Source organism: Flavobacterium sp. (assembly GCF_043760115.1).
GTDB lineage: Bacteria > Bacteroidota > Bacteroidia > Flavobacteriales > Flavobacteriaceae > Flavobacterium.
Genome location: NZ_JAYUPK010000091.1, coordinates 1 through 19,493, shown reverse-complemented (window position 1 = coordinate 19,493; position 19,493 = coordinate 1). Strand labels below are relative to the sequence as shown.

Here is a 19,493-nt window from a genome sequence, read left to right as displayed (position 1 = left end):
CTACCGGAAGCGTCAATATTAATTGAACAAAATTCCATTTTGAAGCGTCCATTATTTTAAGTAATGGATTATTTGGAATCATTTCTATCATAGCAATGGCAAAAACTGGGACAGTAAAAACAACTGCCACTTTCATTTTTTTAACCAAATCTTTATAGGTTTTTTGTTCTTCAGAATCGCTTGGATTCATTGGCACCAAATCCATTCCACATATTGGACACGAACCAGAATGTTCTTTGATAATTTCTGGATGCATTGGGCAAGTGTACAATGATTTTGAATTTTCTACATCGTGAACTTTTTCTAAATTCATTCCACATACTGGACAATCACCAGCTTTGTTGTAATTTTTGTCGCCTTCGCAATGCATTGGACAATGGTATTTGGAAGCCGAATCATTATTTGAAGAAACGGTTTTATTATCTTTATCTAAGATTTTTTTATCAGAATTTTTAGATTTTTCTTCATCAAAATCTGAAATGGAATAGTTTCCAATAGATGAAAGTACTTCTTGAAATTTAGAAATTGGAATGTGTTTTTCCATAGTAATTGAAGCACTATTTGTCTCTAAAGAAACGGTTGCTTCAATGCCATCAATTTCATTTAATGCTTTTTCAACTTTAGACTTGCAACCATTACAACTCATTCCTGAAATTGTATATTTATGTGTCATTAGTTTTTTTAATTAAAACCAACTTCACAATAAGTATTGCAAAGTTGATTTATTATTTTAGCGAAATAAGAACATTATTCTGCTGCATTTTCTGCAACAGGTTCAGTTAATTTCATTCCGCATTTAGAACATTTGTCGTTCATTTTTCCTTGAACTTCTGGATGCATTGGGCAAGCATACATTTTTTCTGCCATCATTTTTTTAGAAGAACCATCGTTCATCATTGTAGAATCATTGTCTATCATAGTTGAATCATTTTCCATCATTTCTGAATCGTTTGTTGTTACTTCTTTTGTTTTTTGGTTGCATGAAACCAATGTGAAAATGCTAAATGTTGCAATTAAAATCACCTTTTTCATAAGATTATTTGTTAATTATTATTTACAATAAATTTACTAATTGATTTACCTTATAGTGTTACATTAATTAGTATACTAGTTACATAATTACTTCTTATTTTTCTTAATATTAAAAAAAGTATATTCCATTTTAAGATAAAATCCATTTGGCGCAGATCGTAACATTGAAGCGTATAATTCTTGTTTGTAAGCCAAATCAATTCTAGCTTGACTGTTAATAATGAACTGAATTGAAGGCGCAACATCTAAGTATGATTTTCCGTTTTCGTTTAGCGTTTGACCTAAAAATTCAACCATTAAATTAATATTAGTTTGCTTAAAACTGGTATATTTTTTAGGATAAACAAGTTTGCCAAATGATAGTGTGTAATTAGTTGCATTATCACTTTGAGTTGATGGAAAAGTATAATTGGGTTTGTTATCAAATGCTTTTTCAAAAGATATTGTAGAACTAATTGCTACTTTATTAATTAGTTGAGTTGCAATAATTCCAGTTTCAAATCCTGTATTGTGTCCCATAGTTTCAATTTCCTCTTGATGAATATCGGCATTATTAAAACTGTATCTTCCAAAAGTTGCCAAACGAAAATGACTGTGCAAATCATCTACTGAAAAAATTCGATATTTTGCATAGAAACTTCCACCTTCGGTAACTAAACTTGTATTTCTATTACTTACAAAAGCCGAAGCGTGAACCATCAAGTTTTTATTAATTCCCCACATAATTTCAGGCATTAAATGATAGTTATATCCTGATTTTATTTGCTCATTTAGTAGCGATTGACCCAAACGAAAACCTATAGAATTACTTGGCATATTGCTTGCAGGTTCGGTAAAAACAAACAGTTCTTGTGCTTTTATTTGAAAAGAAATTAGTACAATGAAACCAATAAATAATTGCTTCATTTTAAATGGTTTTTAAATGATAATTATCTTCGTTTTCAAATGCATAACTTGGATATTTTGCATACAATTTAGATAATTTTTTATATTCTTTTTGAGTAACAAAACCTTTATCTAAAATTTTAATTCTAGTTTCACCATTCAACGTTTTTGGTTTAGAATCTATAAAAATTAATGGTAAATTATCTTGAGTTACAGATAAATTATCTGAAATATTTAGATTTTCAAATTGCATTGTAACTATCATAGAACCAACAAAAAATCCAGCTTTTTCAACACGTTCTTTTAAAATTTTTGGTGTAATTTTGGTATCTTTTTTTAGATAAACTGTAAACGTATTGGTGTTTAAATCTGTTTCTACTTTATCTACTTCTACAAGTGCTTTAAACTGTTTATTTATTGCATTAGAACACATAGAACAAGTTAAACCTGTAGCAATTATTTCAGCTTTGGTAATTTGTGAATTTGCATTTAATGCAAATAAAAATAGCGTTATATAAACGAATATATTTTTCATAAATTTTCAAATTATTTAATAGTTTCTACAGTTTTTCCGCAAGAAAGCATCATTGATCCAAAATATGGATTTTTAATAGTATTTTCTTTGCTTAACCAATTGGCGCCTTTTCCATCGTTTGCCATTGGACAAAATTGGTAGTAGGTTGGTGTTTCTGTTTTAGAAATTTTTATTAATTCGTAAATTGAAAGAGATAATGTATCAAAAGAATCTCTTTGTTTTTTAGCGTCAGATGTTGCAGCAATTGCAGTTACATCTTGTTTTAAATTTTCTAAAACTTTCATCCAAACCATGTGAACATCCATTTTTAAAGCATCCATTTTAACAGAATTGATGGTAGAAAGTAGCGTTTTAGCATTTGCAGCAGCAGCAATTCCATCAGTTTTAACCAAAGCATCTTTTACAGCAAAATAGTTTTCGTAAATGTCATTAAGTTGATTTACCTCTTGATTATCAATGGTTTTAACGTTGTCAGACATGTTCATTTTTTGTATGCTTTTTTCTTCTGTTTTAGTTTCTGTTTTACCAACTCTTTCATATTGGCAACATCCGTGAAGATTGTTGTAAACTTCATCTGGAGCAAGAAATTTTTCACTATCATAACCTGCCAATGCAATTCTTTTTAAGATTTCATCTTGATTAGTTTTTTTAGAATCATAAGTTAATTTTGCCATTGATGTGTCTTTATTCCAATCTACTTTAGCTATTTTTTTAAGGTTACCAGCTTTTTCAATTTTTTCTTCACACATGCCGCAGTTTCCAGATATTTTAACGGTTTCGGTAATTGAATTTTTTATTTGTGCATTTGTTAATGTAACTGATAGCAATAAAGTAATTGCCACCAATAATTTAGATATTAGTTTCATTTTTTTAATTTTAAATTGTTGTAAATAATAAGATTTAGAAAGTAAATCACTTTCAATTTGCCATAGATATGGCTGTTCAAAATTGAAATTTAGCTTATTTTTGGTATTAGCCAAAGCGAAAAGAAACCATTGGAAGTTGCGGTTTCATTGTGATAAAATTTTTGTTTTTCAGTTGAAAAAACAAAAAGATTTGAAATAAATTTTAGGTCATTGTTCAATATAAAACTAAAACTTGGAACTGATGTTGTACAATTAGAATGACCACATTTTCCGCCACAAGGTTTGTTTTTTTCATTGTCTTGTTTCTTTTTGCAACAGTCTTTCATTTCTTTTTTAGTAGAAGTTTCAGTTTTGCAACAAGACTTTCCAGATTTCGTTCCACAAGCTATACTACCATTGGAAATCAATAGAAATCCTAAAGTTAGCAAAATAGTAAAAAGATGAAATCGTATTTTCATAACGCGTCAAAATTACATAATTAAAATAAATTTTGTTACATTTTAACTTTTTTTAAACTAAAAGTGTAAAAAAACCATTCGATTGTTGTATCGAATGGCTTTAAAATTTTTATGAATAATTTTTTAAATTATAATTCTAAGTAATTGACCGTTTTTATTAATCATTTGTAAACTAATGCCTTGATTTTCGTCTTTACTACTCAATAAATCAGAAACAGTTTTTACATCGGTAGCAGAATCATTGTCAATTCTAAGAATTATGCTTCCTACTAAATCATCTTCATAAGGTTTCAATCTGTCATTATTTACTGCATTAATTTTTACACCACCATCAATTTTATAACGTTTTTTATCATCTGCATTAATATTTTCTATTTCTAAACCTTTTAGTTCAGTAGTAATCATATCGTTTTTTACAAGTGTTACAGGTACAACTTGAGTTTTTCCGTTTCTAATGTAGGTTACGTTTATTTTATCATTTGGTCGTTTGGTATTTATATATCCACTCAACTCAGAAAATGAATTTACAGATTGATTGTCTAGTTTTACAATAATATCTGCAACAGCAATTCCAGCTTTTTCTGCACCAGAATTTTTATTTATTTTCTTAACATAAACACCTTCAGTTTGTTTTACACCAAGTTCTTTTGAAGTTACACCATTTAATTCAGTTACTTCTACACCAAGAATTCCTCTTTGTACATTTCCAAATTCCATTAAATCTTCAATAATTTTTCTAGTAATATTACTTGGAACTGCAAATGAATAACCAACATAAGAACCAGTTTGAGAAGAAATCATAGTATTAATTCCGATTAATTCACCACGAGTATTTACCAAAGCACCACCAGAATTTCCTGGATTTACGGCAGCATCGGTTTGAATAAATGATTGAATTCCTTTAGTATCAAGATTTCTTGCTTTTGCAGAAACGATTCCAGCTGTTACAGTTGATGTTAAATTGTATGGATTTCCTACTGCTAAAACCCATTCGCCAACTTTTACTTGATCAGAATCGGCAAAAGTTGAAAATGGTAATTTAGTATCGGCATCAATTTTAAGTAATGCAATATCCATTTTAGAATCGGTTCCAATTAACTTTGCTTTGTAAACTTTTTTATTATTTAGAGTTACTTCTAGTTCGTTGGCATCTTTAATTACGTGATTATTTGTCACAATGTAACCATCGGCTGAAATTATTACTCCAGAACCAGTTCCAATTTGTTCTTGTTGTTGTCCGCCACCACGAGAACCATAAAAGAATTCCATAATAGGATTATAAACTGTTCTTGTTGATACATTTTTTACGTGAACAACTGCGTGAACGGCATTTTCTGCAGCATCAGTAAAATCTACGTTTTCTGAACCTAAATTTACATTTCTTCCATAAGAGTTTTCTGCTTGGGTAACAATAGAATTTCTTCCAAAGTCTTTTTCTACAAAAAATTTATAAGCACCAATTGTACTTGCACAACTTAATATTGATACTAAAAATAAGCTTGAAAATCGTTTCATATTTATTAAATTTTAAAAATTATAGTATTTGAAAGTAAAATTAATACAAAAATTAAACCAAAAAAATGTCTTAACGCTCGTTTAACATTCTTTAACTTTACATTAATAAATTAGAACTTGGTTTGAGATGTTGCTGGTTTACTAATGATTAGCAAACCAATAAATGTAATTAATCCGTTAACGATTATTAATTCGTTATCAAAAACGTAATTTCCGAATAATAATTTAGAATTGGCAGTAATTAAATAACAAATTGCTGGAGAAATTATACAAACTAAAGGTACAAAAGTATCGTGAACCGTTTTAGATTTCATAAATAAACCAAAAGCATATAATCCTAAAAGTGGACCATAAGTGTAACTTGCTACTCTAAAAATCATTTTCACAACACTTTCATCATTAATGTAATTGAAAATAATTATGACTAAAAACATTAAAAACGAAAAACCTAAATGTACAATATGTCTAGTTTTTACTTGATTTTTCTTAGAAGCATTTTCTGCTTTATCCATTCCTAAAAAATCTACACAAAAAGAAGTTGTTAAAGCTGTTAAAGCAGAATCTGTTGTAGCAAATGTTGCTGCTGTTAATCCTAATAAAAAAACTATTGCAGGAACAATTGTTAAGTGATTGAAGGCAATTTCTGGAAAAAGTAAATCGGTTCTTGGTTTTCCAGTAATTAAATCGTTTGGAACTGAAATTCCATTTTTTTCGGCATATAAATAAAGTAATGCACCAACACTTAAAAAGAAAATATTTATAATTACAAAAATTCCTGTAAAAGTGAACATATTTTTTTGAGCTTCTTTTATGTTTTTACAACTCAAATTCTTTTGCATTAAATCTTGATCAAGTCCAACCATTGCTATAGTTACAAAGATTCCGCCAAGAATTTGTTTTAAAACAAAATTTCCTTTTAAATAATCTTCATAAAAAAACACTTTAGAATAATTACTATTTTTCACCGCTTCAAATGCCTCTATTGCGCTAAAGTTTAAACTGCTACAAATAAAATATATGGTTAAAAATACAGATGAAACTAAGAAAAACGTTTGTAAAGTATCTGTTATAATTATGGTTTTTAATCCACCACGATAAGTATAGGCAAAAATCAATCCTAATGAAATTAAAACAGTTACTGCAAACGGAATTTTGTAGGAGTCAAAAACATAACGTTGTAAAACAATTACAACCAAGTACAATCTAAATGCTGAACCAATAGTTCTACTTATTAAGAAAATTGTTGCTGCTGTTTTATAACTAACAATTCCTAATCGCTGTTCTATGTAACTGTAGATTGAAGTTAAATTCATTCTATAATACAATGGAAGTAAAACGGTTGCAATTATTAAAAAGCCAATAGCATTTCCTAAAACAAATTGAAAATAGGCAAATTGAGTTTCTGGCGAGCCAACATTTCCTGGAACAGAAATAAAAGTTACACCAGAAAGTGCTGTACCAATCATTCCGAAGGCAACTAAATACCATTTAGAATTTTTATTAGCTTTAAAAAAAGTATCATTATCGGTGCTTTTTTTACTCATTACATTAGAAATTAAAAGTAAAAGCCCAAAGTAAATTATTATGATAATTAAAATTGTAGTAGCATTCATAAAGTTAATTTTATTGGAAGCTAAAATAGAAAAAAAGTTGGAAGTTGGTAACTAGAACTTAGAAGTTTTATAAACTATTTATAAGTATAAAATTTAGAGAATCCTGTATTATTAATTTTGTATCTTTTTATTACATTTGCAACATGGAATTTTCTTCTAAACTTCTTGAAAAAGCCGTTAACGAAATGGCACAATTACCTGGAATTGGTAAGCGAACCGCACTTCGATTAATGTTGCATCTTTTAAAACAACCATCAGAACAAACGCAGTATTTATCTCAAGCATTGTCTACTATGCGAGATGAAATTAAATTTTGTGTAAATTGTCATAACATTTCAGATGTTGATGTTTGTGAAATATGTTCAAATACTTCTAGAAATAAAAAAATTATATGTGTTGTAGAAGATGTTAGAGATGTAATGGCAATAGAAAACACCAATCAGTTTAAAGGATTGTATCATGTTCTTGGAGGAAAAATTTCGCCAATTGATGGTGTTGGACCAAGCCAATTGAATATTAGTACATTAGTAGATAAGGTAAAATCAGGATCAGTAGAAGAAATAATATTTGCTTTAAGTTCAACAATGGAAGGTGATACTACTAATTTTTATGTTTTTAAACAGTTAAAAGATTTTAACGTTAAAACCTCTACAATTGCAAGAGGAATAGCAGTTGGCGACGAATTGGAATATGCTGATGAGGTAACATTGGGAAGAAGTATTGTACAACGAGTACCATTTGAAAGTTCATTAAAAAATATTTAATCAATTATGCGTTAGTTCTTTTTGTATTTTCATTTGAAAAACTATCTTTGTTTGCTAAATTTTGTTACTAATGAACACTAGAATTTTTTACATATTATTAATTATTGGAATTGTATTTACATCTTGTGTGCCAACTAAAGATTTAATTTATTTACAAAAATCTGAAACTACAGAAACAACTCCAGTCACAGCAATAGTTTTTAAACCTTACAGATTACAAACTAGTGATATATTAAACATATCAATTAAAGCAATTGATCCTTCAAAAGTTGAAATATTTAATTCTGGTTCTGCTGCTCAACAAACATTAGGTGGTGAAGGTTTATATTTTAATGGATACACTATAGATGATCATGGAAATATAAGAATGCCAGTTATTGGAGAATTAAATGTTTTAGGTTTTACTGCAGACGAGGTTAGATTAAAAATAGAAAAAACACTGCTAGATGAACATTTTAAAAAAGAGGCAGGAATTTTTGTAACAGTCAAATTATCTGGATTTAGATATACTATTAACGGAGAAGTAAATTCAACAGGAACAAAAATATTATATCAAGAAAGAGTAAATATTCTTGAAGCAATTGCCAACTCTGGTGATATAACTGTGACTGGAGATAGAAAAGATGTTAAAGTTTTTAGACAATATCCTCAAGGAATGGAAACTTTTAGTATTGATTTAACTAAAGATGCGGCAATAAATTCTCCAGTTTATTATTTACAACCCAATGATTATATTTATATTAAGCCATTGAAACAAAAAACTTGGGGAACAGGAAAAACAGGTATAGAATCTCTTGGTACTATTATTACACTTTTATCATTGGCAACTACTACCTTTTTATTATTAAGAAATTAACAAAATTATAAATGTTAGATACTAAAGACTTTTCTTTTTTTGAAAACCAAAATAGTTTTGATTTCAAAGGTTTTTTAATCAAAACGTTAAGTTATTGGCGATGGTTTGTTTTAGGATTAGTAATCTGTTTAACAATTGCGCATCAAATTAATATTCGTAAGCAAAAAATCTATGCGTTAGATACTACAATTGCAGTAAAAGAACAAGACAACCCTTTGTTTACCTCTAATACAAGTTTGACTTTTAATTGGGGTGGAAGTTCAGATCAAGTTCAAACAATTTCAACAACCCTAAGGTCACGTTCTCATAATGAGTTAGTTGTAGATAAATTAGATTTTTATATTAGTTATTTACAAAAACAGAAATATTTTACCCAAGATGTATATGGCAGTACACCATTTAAAGTGGTATTGGATAAAAGTAAAAATCAATTATTAGATGTTCCTATTAATATTAAGTTTCTTTCTCCAACAGTTTACGAATTAACAATAGATTTTACATCAACATCTGTACCAACCATAAATTATAAAACCAATGAAAGTTCATCATCTCCAGTTTCTATTGGTGTTTTAACAAAAAAGTTTAAAGTGGGTGAACAAATAAATTTACCATTTTTAAATTGTAAGTTAGAACTTGCAAAAAAACCAATAAATTATATAAATTCAGAATATATAGTTTCATTAAATTCATTTGATGCTACAGTATCCAATTATAAAAATGTTTCAGTTATAATAGATGAAAAAGCAGCATCAATATTAAAATTATCATTACAAGGAACAAATAAAGCTAGAATTGTTGATTATCTAAATGCCACAGTCAAAATGTTAATTGATATGCAATTAGAAAGCAAGAATTTATTTGCAGAAAATACAATTAAATTTATTGATACTACTCTTATTGATATGGAAGAGAGTTTAAAAGATGCTAATAATGAATTAAAAAACTTTAGTAGAAATAAAAATATATTAGATATTGAAAAAGGAGGAGAATCATTTCAAAGTCGTTTAAGAGAATTAGATATTGATAAAAATATTGTAGATAGAAAAATAAATTATTACAACACACTTAGTAATTATTTGAGAAGTAACTCCGATTATTCTAAACTTCCTGCACCATCTGTTGCTGGTATTGATGATCCAAATATACTCAGTAATGTGAGCGAATTAATATCACTTTCAGTTGAAAAAACTAAAATGGCATACTCTGTAAAGAGTGAAATTATGTTTGATGAAATTGACAATAAAATGAACTCGGTTAAACGAGTTTTATTAGAAAATATTAGAGCAGCCAATGCAGCAATTCAATTTGAATCCAATAACGTAAATAACAGAATTAGTAACGCAGAATCTAAGATTAGATCATTACCAGATGATAAACAGGAATATCTAAAAATCATAAGAAAATACGATTTAAGCGATAACATTTACCAAACTTACAGTCAAAAAAGAAGTGAAGCGTCTATTGTAAAAGCTGCAAACCTAGCCGATATACAATTTATAGATCCAGCTAAAGATATTGGTTCAGGATTAATTGGACCACGAACTCAAGTTAATTATGTTATAGCATTATTTTTAGGTTTCCTTATACCATTATTGGTTGTGTTTTTAATATTTTTTATAAATAATTCTATTCAAAATACTGATGATATTAGTTCGTTAACAACAATTCCTTTAATTGGAGTTATTGGTATAAAACATACAGACACCAATTTATCTGTTTTTGAAAAACCAAAATCGGCATTGTCAGAATCTTTTAGAGCAGTACGATCATCACTACAATTTTTATATAAAAAGCAACATGTTGATGGTACAAAAACTTTAATGTTAACCTCATCAGTAAGTGGCGAAGGAAAAACATTTTGTTCTGTAAATATTGCAACAGTATTTGCATTGAGCGAAAAGAAAACCGTTATTATTGGATTAGATTTAAGAAAGCCAAAGATTTTTGACGATTTTAATTTGAATAATGATATCGGAGCAGTTAATTATTTAATAGGTCAAAAAACATTAGACGAAGTAATTCAAAAAACTCAAATTCCATTTTTAGATGTTATAACTTCTGGACCAATTCCACCAAATCCTTCAGAATTGATAATGAGCGATAGCTTGAAAGAAATGATGGAAGAGTTAAAAAGCAAATATGATTATATAATTTTAGATACTCCACCAGTTGGTTTGGTTACAGATGCTGTAGAACTTTCTACTTACGCAGATGTAACATTATACATAACTAGACAAAATTTTACCAAAAAAGACATGATTAATTTATTAAACAATCGAGTTAAAAGAGGTGAACTTACTAATGTTAGTATCATTTTAAACGGTTTCCAAAATAAAGCTAAATATGGAGCAGGTTATGGATATGGTTACGGATATGGTTATGGCGCTTACTCTAATGGATACCATGAAGACGATAAGCCACAAAATATTTTTGTAAAATTGTACAAAAAGTTTGTTAAAAAATAAATTTAATGAGTTATAAAGTTTTAATAACTGGTGGTGCAGGTTTTATAGGTTCCAATCTATGCGAATACTTTTTGTCTAAAGGTAATAGTGTAATATGTCTAGATAATTTTGCAACTGGTCATCATCATAATATTAAAGAATTTATAAACCATACTAATTTTAAATTAATTGAAGGCGATATTACAAATCTTGACGATTGCAAAAATGCTGTAATTGGAGTAGATTATGTGTTGCATCAAGCAGCATTAGGTTCGGTTCCAAGATCTATAACAAATCCTATTGATACTAATAATGTAAATATTTCTGGGTTTTTAAATATGCTTGTAGCTTCTCGAGATGCCAAGGTAAAACGATTTATTTATGCAGCAAGTTCATCAACCTATGGCGATTCTCATGCTTTGCCAAAAGTTGAAGAAATTATAGGTAAACCATTATCTCCTTATGCAATTACAAAATATGTAAACGAATTGTATGCGGAAATTTTTAGTAAAACTTATGGTATTGAGACTATTGGATTAAGATATTTTAACGTCTTTGGAAGAAAACAAGATCCAAACGGAGCTTATGCTGCTGTAATTCCAAAATTTGTTAAACAATTAATAAACAATGAAAGTCCAATTATAAATGGAGATGGCAATTATTCTAGAGATTTTACATACATAGATAATGTTATTCAAATGAATGAATTGGCTATTGAAACTAAAAATACAGAAGCAATTAACACAATTTACAATACAGCGTTTGGAGAACGAACTACTTTAAACGATATGGTTCACTATTTACAAGAATACCTTTCAGAATACGATGATAAAATTTCTTTAATAAAAGTTATTTATGGCGATACTAGAAATGGAGATATTCCGCATTCACTTGCAAGTATTGATAAAGCAAAAAAATTATTAAATTACAATCCAAAATATTCCTTTAAAGATGGTTTAAAAGAATCTATAAACTGGTATTGGGAAAATTTAAAATAAGAGAATAAATGAAAATTACAAATATTTGTTGCATTGGAGCAGGTTATGTTGGCGGACCAACTATGGCAATTATCGCTCAAAAATGTCCAAACATAAAAGTTACAGTTGTAGATTTAAATGCAGACAGAATTGCAAAATGGAACGACGAAAATGTAGATAATATACCAGTTTACGAACCAGGATTAGGTGCAATTGTAAAACATGCAAGAGGAAAAAATTTATTTTTTTCTACCGAAGTTGATAAAGCAATAAACGAAGCACAACTAATATTTATATCTGTAAATACTCCAACTAAAACTTATGGTTCTGGAAAAGGAATGGCAGCCGATTTAAAATATATTGAGCTTTGCGCCAGACAAATAGCTAGAGTTTCTACAACAGATAAAATTGTAGTAGAAAAATCAACTCTTCCAGTTAGAACTGCCGAAGCTATTAAAAATATTTTAGACAATACTGGAAATGGTGTTCAATTTCAAATACTTTCTAATCCAGAATTCCTTGCAGAAGGAACAGCAGTTGAAGATTTATTAAATCCTGATAGAATTTTAATTGGAGGAGATTCTACCAATGAAGGTCAAGAAGCAATTCAATCTTTAGTAGATGTTTATGCCAATTGGGTTAGTAAAGACAAAATTTTAACTACCAATGTTTGGTCATCAGAATTGTCTAAACTTACAGCCAATGCTTTTCTTGCACAAAGAGTTTCATCAATAAACGCAATGTCAGAATTGTGTGAAAAAACTGGAGCAGATGTTAGTGAAGTTGCTCAAGCCATTGGAATGGATTCTAGAATTGGTTCTAAATTTATAAAAGCATCAGTAGGATTTGGTGGTTCTTGTTTTCAAAAAGACATTTTAAATTTAGTTTACATCTGTAAATCATTCGGATTGAACGAAGTAGCAGACTATTGGGAGCAAGTAATTATAATGAACGACCATCAAAAAAGACGTTTTTCTAAAAATATTGTAAATACTTTATACAATACAATTGCCGATAAAAAAATTACATTTTTAGGTTGGGCATTCAAGAAAGATACCAATGATACAAGAGAATCTGCAGCGATTTATGTAGCAGATGATTTAATAAATGAGCAAGCTAATATTGCAGTTTATGATCCTAAAGTTACTTTTAATCAGATAATTGCTGATGTAAATTATCTTGAAACTAGAACTGATGAACAAAATAGAAAATACATATCATCATTCGATAATGCTTATGAAGCTTGTAAAAATTCGCACGCAATTGCAATTTTAACAGAATGGGATGAATTTAAAGACTACGATTGGCAAAAAATTTATGATGGAATGTTAAAACCAGCATTTGTTTTTGATGGAAGAAACTTGTTAAATTCTAATAAAATGAAAGAAATTGGTTTTCATTATCAAGCAATTGGCTCTTAAAATAAAAAGTGTATTTTTACACGATTAACCAAAATATTTTAAATGGAAATTAAAATAGGAATAATAGGATTAGGATATGTAGGTTTACCACTTGCACGATTATTTGCTACAAAATTTCCTGTAGTAGGTTTTGATATAAATACTAAAAGAGTAACCGAGTTAAATTCTGGTTTAGATGCAACATTAGAAGTTGAAAAAGAACTACTTCAATCTGTTTTAATTGAAAAGCCATTATCTAAAAACGGACTGTATTGCTCCTTTAATAGTGATGATTTAAAAAACTGTAATTATTATATAGTTACCGTTCCAACTCCAATTGATAAAAATAATAGACCCGATTTAACTCCATTATATAAATCTAGCGAAACGGTTGCTAAAGTTCTAAAAAAAGGAGATATCGTTATCTATGAATCAACAGTTTATCCAGGATTGACAGAAGAAGAATGTGTGCCAGTACTAGAAAAAATTAGCGGTTTAAAATTCAATATAGATTTCTTTGCAGGATATTCTCCAGAAAGAATTAATCCAGGCGATAAAGAACATACTGTAGATAAAATTCTTAAAATAACCGCTGGTTCAACTCTAGAAACTGGAATAAAAGTTGATGAATTATACAAATCTGTAATTACTGCAGGAACACACTTAGCGCCATCAATAAAAGTTGCCGAAGCTGCCAAAGTAATAGAAAATTCGCAACGAGATATTAATATTGCATTTGTTAATGAACTGGCTAAAATATTTAATATTTTAAATATTGACACACAAGATGTACTTGCTGCTGCTGGAACTAAATGGAATTTTTTAAATTTTAAACCAGGTTTAGTTGGCGGACATTGCATTGGTGTAGATCCATATTATTTAGCTCAAAAAGCACAAGAAGCAGGTTATCATCCAGAAATTATTTTAGCAGGAAGACGTTTAAACGATAGTATGGGTGAATATGTTGCATCAAGCATCGTTAAATTAATGATTAAAAAGGGTATTCCAGTTAACAATTCTAAACTATTAATGTTGGGAATTACCTTTAAAGAAAACTGTCCAGATGTTAGAAATACTAAAATTGTTGATGTAATAAAATCATTATCAGAATATGGAATAGTAGTTAGTATTTACGATCCTTGGGCAAATCCAACGGAAGTGAATTACGAATATAACTTATTTACATCTAGCGAATTACCAAAAGAAACTTTTGATGCAATAGTACTTGGAGTTTCTCATAAAGAATTTTTAAATCTAGATTTAGAACCTCTTAAAAAAGAAAATGTTGTGGTTTACGACGTGAAAGGAGTTTTAAAAAGTAAAATTGACGGAAAGTTATAAATATATAAAATGAAAAAAATTTTAATCACTGGAGGTGCAGGTTTTATAGGATCTCATGTAGTAAGAAAATTTGTTACTAAATATCCTAATTATCAAATTTTTAATCTTGATGCGCTTACTTATGCAGGAAATTTAGAAAATATTGCCGATATAGAGAATGCACCTAATTATACTTTTATTAAAGGCGATATTGTAGATGGCGATTTTATAAATAATCTTTTTCAAGAACATCAATTTGATGGTGTAATCCATCTTGCGGCAGAATCTCATGTAGATAGATCAATTACAGATCCGTTAAGTTTTGTTAAAACAAATGTTATCGGAACTATGAATTTACTAAATGCTGCCAAAACTATATGGAAAGATAATTCAGAAAATAAAAGATTTTATCACGTTTCTACAGATGAGGTTTATGGTTCGCTTGGAGCAGAAGGTTTGTTTACAGAAACAACATCGTACGATCCAAATTCTCCATATTCTGCATCCAAAGCAAGTAGTGATCATTTTGTTCGTGCTTATGGCGAAACCTATGGTTTACCTTATGTAATTACAAATTGTTCTAATAATTATGGAACGTATCATTTTCCAGAAAAACTAATTCCTCTTTTTATAAATAATATTATAAATAATAAACCATTACCAGTTTATGGCGATGGAAAATATACACGCGATTGGCTTTTTGTAGAAGATCACGCAGTTGCAATAGATTTAGTTTATCACGAAGGAAAAAATCACCATACTTATAATATTGGTGGTTTTAACGAATGGCAAAACATAGATTTGGTAAAGCTTCTTTGCAAATTAATGGATGAAAAACTGGGAAGAACTTCTGGAACTTCAGAACAATTAATTACTTATGTCAAAGACAGACCAGGACACGATTTACGTTATGCAATTGATGCTTCTAAAATTAATAAAGAATTGGGTTGGAAACCATCTGTAACATTTGAGCAAGGTTTAGAAAAAACAATAGATTGGTATTTATCTAACGAAAAATGGTTAAATAATGTCACCAGTGGCGATTATCAAAAGTATTATAATGAACAATACAACTAAAAATTAATTCTTAGTGAAGTAAACTTAAAGTTTGTCTTTGATTATTATTTAAAAATAACTTAAATGGAAATCTTATTAACTTAAATTATTTGTAACATTACTAGAAGTCAAATTGTGATTATGAATGAAAATCCACATATTTCTATAGTTAGTCCTGTATATCGAGCTGAAAAATGTATCAATAAACTAGTTGAAGAAATTCAACTGGTTATGAATAAAATTAATGTTTCTTATGAAATTGTTTTGGTAGACGATAGAAGTCCAGACAATTCTTGGGAAGCAATTAAGCAAATTTCTAAAAATAATTTATCTGTAAAAAGTATAAGATTAAGTAGAAATTTTGGTCAACATCCAGCAATAATGGCCGGAATTAATAATGCTAATGGAGAATGGATTGTAGTAATGGATTGCGATTTACAAGATCAACCCAAAGAAATAGAAAAATTATACAATAAAGCATTAGAAGGATTTGATGTTGTACTTGCAAGAAGAGAAAAAAGAAAAGATAGTTTTTTAAAACGCTTAAGTTCAAAGATTTTCTATAAAATTTTTAATTATTTATCTGGAATTGATGCAAATAGCGAAGTTGCAAATTTTGGAATTTATAACAGAAAAGTTATCAATGCAGTTTCTCAAGTTAATGATTATGTAAAGTTTTTTCCATTATTTATAAAATGGGTAGGATATAATACAACTTCAATAGTTGTAGAACATGATAATAGAAACGATGGAAAATCAAGCTATAGTCTTTCAAAGTTAATTGCTCTTGCATTTGATACAATAATTTCATTTTCAGATAAACCCTTAAAAATTTTTACAGCAATAGGTTAATTATTTCTTCAATAACATTTATATCTGGATGTTTTTATTTAATTGGATCTTTAACAGGAAGAATAACAGAGCCAGGTTTTAGTTCAATAATAATTTCAATTTGGTTTCTTTCTGGAATAATAATTTCTACAATTGGTATTGTTGGAATTTATTTAGGAAAAACGTTCAATCAAGTTAAAAATAGACCAATTTATATTATTGATGAAAAAGTATAATAGTACGCGTTTAGATTGGGACAGCAATTTTTTTAAAATAGAAGTTGGTGAATTAATTGCTGACAATGCTAGTAATGATGACAACTATTTTGAAGATAAATTTGATTTAATTATAGTAAAACAAGTTCAAGACAAATCAATAAAAATAAAAGATTTTGAAAACAATTTTCAAGAAACAAAAGTAATTTTTTCAAAAAAATTAAATATTGAAAACACTTTTATTTTAGATGAAACTATATTAGATATTGATGTAAATGAGGTTAAAAATTCTGATTTATATCCATTAGCATTTGAGAGTGGCAAATTTAGTAGATTCAAATTAGATACTAACTTTAGCAACATTCAATTTGAAAATTTGTATAAAAAATGGATAGATAATAGTTTAAATAAACAATATGCGGATAAAGTTTTTTATATCATTGAATCAAATATTGTGCAAGGATTTGTTACTGTAAAGCTAAATAAAATGTATGCAACAATTGGATTAATTGCAGTTTTAGATTCATCCCAAGGCAGAGGTTTTGGTACTAAATTATTAAAAAAGGTAGAAGCATATTGTATTTCAAATTCTATTTTAGAATTACAAATACCAACGCAAAAAGAAAATAATTTAGCATGCAATTTCTACAATAAACTAAATTATAATATAATAGAAGAAACGATTATTAAACATTTTTGGAAATTAATTTAATAGTATAAAAGTAAGTTAAATTTTCAATTCAATTAAAATTAATTAAATGATACCTTTCAATAAACCATATTTAACAGGAAAAGAAACACATTATATATACGATGCAGTAAATTCTGGAAAAATTTCTGGAAATGGAAAATATACCCAAATGTGTCAAGCATTTTTCGAAGAAAAATACGGATTTAAAAAAGCACTATTAACAACTTCTTGTACAGACGCACTTGAAATGTGCGCTATGCTTGCCAATATTAAAGAAGGTGATGAAGTAATTGTTCCAAGTTACACGTTTGTTTCAACCGCAATTGCATTTGTTAGACAAGGAGCAAAAATAATTTTTGCCGATTCTTATTCAGACAATCCTAACATTGATACAACTAAAATTGAAGCATTAATTACAAATAAAACGGTTGCAATTGTTCCTGTTCATTATGCTGGTGTTGCTTGCGATATGGATTTAATTATGGAAATTGCTAACAAACATAATTTGTTAGTTATTGAAGATGCTGCACAAGCAATAGACAGCTATTTTATTTCTAAAAATGGAGATAAAAAAGCGCTTGGAAGTATTGGTCATATGGCAGCTTTTTCGTTTCACGAAACCAAAAATATTATTTCTGGCGAAGGAGGAATGCTAACTATAAATGATGATAGATTTGTAAATAGGGCTGAAATAATTTGGGAGAAAGGAACCAACAGAGCAGAATTTTTTAGAGGTGAAGTAAATAAATATGGTTGGGTTGATACAGGTTCATCTTTTTACCATCAGAAGTTATTGCCGCTTTTTTGTGGGCACAAATTGAAAATATTGATTCCATTCAAGCTAAAAGAATTGAACTTTGGAATACTTATTATCATGGAATTAAAAGCATAAATTCACATTTAATAACTTTACCAACAATTCCAGATTATGCAACTAAAAAAGGACATATGTTTTACATTACAACGACTAATGTTGAAAGTAGAACTAAACTAATTTCGAAATTAAAAGAAAACGGATTTTTAGCTGTATTTCACTATATTTCATTACACTCAAGTCCATATTATATTTCTAAATACGAAGGAAATGAATTGATAAATTCAGATAAATTTACAAATTGTTTATTAAGATTACCATTATTTTACGAACTAACAGTAAAAGAAATAGAAAAGTTAATTTTAATTTTAAAAACTTTTAATTAATAAAATGATACTATTATGAATGATAATTTTTTAAAAATCTTTAAAAATAGCGTTTGTATTGTTGGGTTAATTTCCTTGTTCAGTATTTTAATTTTATCTGTAAATACATTTTATTGGGCAGATGATTATTCCTTTATGTTAAAAATTAAAAGTAAAGGAATTATTGGTAATTGTATTTATGGGTATAATAATTGGGAAGGTAGATTTCTTACTTTAGGTGCGTTTTTTCAAGGTTTTTTAATAAAATATTTTAGAGTAGAATTTATAACCTTAGTCTGGTCATCACTTTTTTTAACAAGTGGATTATTAATGATTAAGATAATATTTTCGGAATTAAATAGTGTAATTTTTAATAAAATTAATTACTATTTAATAGCAATCAGTTTAGCAATCCTTCTTTGGCTTGGCGCTTATTTTCATGTTGCAGAAACCGTTTATTGGGCTACAGGTGGAATTTACTCTTTTTTTTTACTACAATGCTCAGTCTGGATAATTTTCTATCTAAATTTTCAAAAAGGAAACTTCACTACTTTTCAAAAAATATTTTTTTTAGTTTTCTGTTTTTTTAGCGGTGCAAGTTCTCAAAATTTGGCAGTTGCATTTTTGGCATTAATTGCAATATCAATTCTTTTAGATTATTTAAAAAATGATAAAACTAACAATAAATGGAACTATCTATTTTTTCTATTTGTTTTTCTTGGAGTACTTTTTATTAGTATTGCTCCAGGAAATTTTGTTAGAATGAAAGTAAACGGAATGACACATTTTGACATGTCTTTTTATGGTATACTTAGAGGAATAATTTTAACTTTAAAAAGTTATATAATATGGTCTA

At 28.1% G+C, this 19,493-nt stretch carries 20 protein-coding genes; 12 read left to right on the top strand and 8 right to left on the bottom strand.

The features are described from left to right. From ACH2BC_RS08285 to ACH2BC_RS08250, 8 genes are all read right to left on the bottom strand, one after another. The coding region (locus ACH2BC_RS08285) for a heavy metal-binding domain-containing protein (RefSeq protein ID WP_395053528.1) at nt 1-673 on the bottom strand (673 nt) is incomplete at its 3' end. Between the two features lie 74 nt (nt 674-747). Then, the gene (locus ACH2BC_RS08280) at nt 748-1,032 is read right to left on the bottom strand and encodes a heavy metal-binding domain-containing protein (protein ID WP_395053527.1); all 285 of its coding nucleotides are present in this window, start codon (nt 1,030-1,032) and stop codon (nt 748-750) included. An 87-nt stretch (nt 1,033-1,119) separates the two neighbouring features. Continuing rightward, nucleotides 1,120-1,938 carry a hypothetical protein gene (locus ACH2BC_RS08275; RefSeq protein ID WP_395053526.1) on the bottom strand — a complete coding sequence of 273 codons (819 nt, stop codon included), beginning with the start codon at nt 1,936-1,938 and terminating at the stop codon, nt 1,120-1,122. A gap of 1 nt (nt 1,939) precedes the next feature. Next, on the bottom strand, nt 1,940-2,452 hold the full coding sequence (locus ACH2BC_RS08270; protein ID WP_395053525.1) for a heavy-metal-associated domain-containing protein: 513 nt from the start codon (nt 2,450-2,452) through the stop codon (nt 1,940-1,942). Nucleotides 2,453-2,463: 11 nt separating this feature from the next. Continuing rightward, the gene (locus tag ACH2BC_RS08265) at nt 2,464-3,318 is read right to left on the bottom strand and encodes a DUF3347 domain-containing protein (protein WP_395053524.1); all 855 of its coding nucleotides are present in this window, start codon (nt 3,316-3,318) and stop codon (nt 2,464-2,466) included. Between the two features lie 89 nt (nt 3,319-3,407). Further along, complete coding sequence (locus ACH2BC_RS08260; protein WP_395053523.1) at nt 3,408-3,776, bottom strand: hypothetical protein; 369 nt, start codon at nt 3,774-3,776, stop codon at nt 3,408-3,410. Between the two features lie 123 nt (nt 3,777-3,899). Continuing rightward, entirely contained in the window at nt 3,900-5,291 is a 1,392-nt protein-coding gene (locus ACH2BC_RS08255) for a trypsin-like peptidase domain-containing protein (RefSeq protein WP_395053522.1), read from the bottom strand. 110 nt (nt 5,292-5,401) lie between these two features. Then, nucleotides 5,402-6,904, bottom strand: a complete 1,503-nt coding sequence (locus ACH2BC_RS08250) for a sodium:solute symporter (protein WP_395053521.1) — start codon at nt 6,902-6,904, stop codon at nt 5,402-5,404. Nucleotides 6,905-7,047: 143 nt separating this feature from the next. On the opposite strand from ACH2BC_RS08250, the gene recR reads away from it, so the two are divergent. From recR to ACH2BC_RS08190, 12 genes are all read left to right on the top strand, one after another. Continuing rightward, nucleotides 7,048-7,668: a recombination mediator RecR gene (gene recR / locus ACH2BC_RS08245; RefSeq protein WP_395053520.1), complete on the top strand. Its 621-nt coding sequence runs from the start codon at nt 7,048-7,050 to the stop codon at nt 7,666-7,668. Nucleotides 7,669-7,738: 70 nt separating this feature from the next. Further along, nucleotides 7,739-8,524, top strand: coding sequence for a polysaccharide biosynthesis/export family protein (locus tag ACH2BC_RS08240; protein ID WP_395053519.1), 786 nt, complete (start codon nt 7,739-7,741; stop codon nt 8,522-8,524). An 11-nt stretch (nt 8,525-8,535) separates the two neighbouring features. Then, nucleotides 8,536-10,989: a polysaccharide biosynthesis tyrosine autokinase gene (locus ACH2BC_RS08235; protein WP_395053518.1), complete on the top strand. Its 2,454-nt coding sequence runs from the start codon at nt 8,536-8,538 to the stop codon at nt 10,987-10,989. 5 nt (nt 10,990-10,994) lie between these two features. Then, nucleotides 10,995-11,966: an SDR family oxidoreductase gene (locus ACH2BC_RS08230; protein ID WP_395053517.1), complete on the top strand. Its 972-nt coding sequence runs from the start codon at nt 10,995-10,997 to the stop codon at nt 11,964-11,966. An 8-nt stretch (nt 11,967-11,974) separates the two neighbouring features. After that, complete coding sequence (locus ACH2BC_RS08225) at nt 11,975-13,366, top strand: UDP-glucose 6-dehydrogenase (RefSeq protein ID WP_395053516.1); 1,392 nt, start codon at nt 11,975-11,977, stop codon at nt 13,364-13,366. Nucleotides 13,367-13,408: 42 nt separating this feature from the next. Further along, a complete protein-coding gene (locus ACH2BC_RS08220; protein ID WP_395053515.1) occupies nt 13,409-14,686 on the top strand; it encodes a nucleotide sugar dehydrogenase in 1,278 nt (425 codons plus the stop codon). A gap of 9 nt (nt 14,687-14,695) precedes the next feature. Further along, the gene (rfbB, locus tag ACH2BC_RS08215) at nt 14,696-15,742 is read left to right on the top strand and encodes a dTDP-glucose 4,6-dehydratase (protein ID WP_395053514.1); all 1,047 of its coding nucleotides are present in this window, start codon (nt 14,696-14,698) and stop codon (nt 15,740-15,742) included. A 120-nt stretch (nt 15,743-15,862) separates the two neighbouring features. Beyond that, the gene (locus ACH2BC_RS08210) at nt 15,863-16,573 is read left to right on the top strand and encodes a glycosyltransferase family 2 protein (protein ID WP_395053513.1); all 711 of its coding nucleotides are present in this window, start codon (nt 15,863-15,865) and stop codon (nt 16,571-16,573) included. A 201-nt stretch (nt 16,574-16,774) separates the two neighbouring features. After that, the gene (locus tag ACH2BC_RS08205) at nt 16,775-17,479 is read left to right on the top strand and encodes a GNAT family N-acetyltransferase (protein WP_395053512.1); all 705 of its coding nucleotides are present in this window, start codon (nt 16,775-16,777) and stop codon (nt 17,477-17,479) included. A gap of 46 nt (nt 17,480-17,525) precedes the next feature. Further along, a complete protein-coding gene (gene rffA, locus ACH2BC_RS08200; RefSeq protein ID WP_395053511.1) occupies nt 17,526-18,350 on the top strand; it encodes a dTDP-4-amino-4,6-dideoxygalactose transaminase in 825 nt (274 codons plus the stop codon). Then, nucleotides 18,263-18,658 (top strand): DegT/DnrJ/EryC1/StrS family aminotransferase, encoded by a 396-nt coding sequence (locus tag ACH2BC_RS08195; protein ID WP_395053510.1) that lies wholly within the window; start codon nt 18,263-18,265, stop codon nt 18,656-18,658. Before rffA ends, ACH2BC_RS08195 begins: the two co-directional genes overlap by 88 nt. Before the next feature lie 15 nt (nt 18,659-18,673). Then, nucleotides 18,674-19,493: DUF6056 family protein (locus ACH2BC_RS08190; protein WP_395053509.1), on the top strand; the 820-nt coding region annotated here is incomplete at its 3' end.

Coding starts and splice junctions, on each gene's coding strand:
- ACH2BC_RS08280 (WP_395053527.1), bottom strand. CDS start 1,032: ATGAAAAAGGTGATTTTAATTGCAACATTTAGCATTTTCACATTGGTT.
- ACH2BC_RS08275 (WP_395053526.1), bottom strand. CDS start 1,938: ATGAAGCAATTATTTATTGGTTTCATTGTACTAATTTCTTTTCAAATA.
- ACH2BC_RS08270 (WP_395053525.1), bottom strand. CDS start 2,452: ATGAAAAATATATTCGTTTATATAACGCTATTTTTATTTGCATTAAAT.
- ACH2BC_RS08265 (WP_395053524.1), bottom strand. CDS start 3,318: ATGAAACTAATATCTAAATTATTGGTGGCAATTACTTTATTGCTATCA.
- ACH2BC_RS08260 (WP_395053523.1), bottom strand. CDS start 3,776: ATGAAAATACGATTTCATCTTTTTACTATTTTGCTAACTTTAGGATTT.
- ACH2BC_RS08255 (WP_395053522.1), bottom strand. CDS start 5,291: ATGAAACGATTTTCAAGCTTATTTTTAGTATCAATATTAAGTTGTGCA.
- ACH2BC_RS08250 (WP_395053521.1), bottom strand. CDS start 6,904: ATGAATGCTACTACAATTTTAATTATCATAATAATTTACTTTGGGCTT.
- recR (WP_395053520.1), top strand. CDS start 7,048: ATGGAATTTTCTTCTAAACTTCTTGAAAAAGCCGTTAACGAAATGGCA.
- ACH2BC_RS08240 (WP_395053519.1), top strand. CDS start 7,739: ATGAACACTAGAATTTTTTACATATTATTAATTATTGGAATTGTATTT.
- ACH2BC_RS08235 (WP_395053518.1), top strand. CDS start 8,536: ATGTTAGATACTAAAGACTTTTCTTTTTTTGAAAACCAAAATAGTTTT.
- ACH2BC_RS08230 (WP_395053517.1), top strand. CDS start 10,995: ATGAGTTATAAAGTTTTAATAACTGGTGGTGCAGGTTTTATAGGTTCC.
- ACH2BC_RS08225 (WP_395053516.1), top strand. CDS start 11,975: ATGAAAATTACAAATATTTGTTGCATTGGAGCAGGTTATGTTGGCGGA.
- ACH2BC_RS08220 (WP_395053515.1), top strand. CDS start 13,409: ATGGAAATTAAAATAGGAATAATAGGATTAGGATATGTAGGTTTACCA.
- rfbB (WP_395053514.1), top strand. CDS start 14,696: ATGAAAAAAATTTTAATCACTGGAGGTGCAGGTTTTATAGGATCTCAT.
- ACH2BC_RS08210 (WP_395053513.1), top strand. CDS start 15,863: ATGAATGAAAATCCACATATTTCTATAGTTAGTCCTGTATATCGAGCT.
- ACH2BC_RS08205 (WP_395053512.1), top strand. CDS start 16,775: ATGAAAAAGTATAATAGTACGCGTTTAGATTGGGACAGCAATTTTTTT.
- rffA (WP_395053511.1), top strand. CDS start 17,526: ATGATACCTTTCAATAAACCATATTTAACAGGAAAAGAAACACATTAT.